At 44.3% G+C, this 341-nt stretch carries 2 protein-coding genes; both read right to left on the bottom strand.

Features of this window, described 5'->3' with window-relative positions; all coding sequences use genetic code 11:
• A partial coding sequence (locus CXF86_RS20100; protein WP_145992411.1) for a cytochrome c3 family protein occupies positions 1-188 on the bottom strand: 188 nt, incomplete at its 3' end.
• Between the two features lie 28 nt (positions 189-216).
• Positions 217-341 (bottom strand): FAD-binding protein (locus CXF86_RS23120; RefSeq protein WP_145991659.1); only part of this gene is annotated, 125 nt, incomplete at its 5' end.

Below are 341 nucleotides of genomic sequence, written 5' to 3'. Positions count from 1 at the left end.
AAGTCATCTACATCATGACACTGCAAACATGCTTGATCTGATGGAAACTGTTTGATGCCATTGTCGTGGCATGTTTTACAGTCTTTACCGATCACTTCTTTATGGTGGTCTCGCACCTCTACTGCTTGTGCAGATAGAGTTAACAGGCAACCCAATGTTAGCGCTAATACCGCTTTAAATTTACTCATCACTCATTCCTTTTATTATCTGGTAGATTTAGGCTTTCATGACGCTGCGTGCAGCTGTCATACCCATCACCATGCATTCCGGAATTGAGCAACTACCTAAACGGCTCACACCATGAATACCACCACAGACTTCGCCGGCTGCATATAGACCAG

Source organism: Shewanella sp. GutCb (assembly GCF_002836135.1).
GTDB lineage: Bacteria > Pseudomonadota > Gammaproteobacteria > Enterobacterales > Shewanellaceae > Shewanella.
The sequence above is the reverse complement of the archived record's forward strand: the minus strand, read 5'-3'. Positions and strand labels throughout refer to the sequence as shown.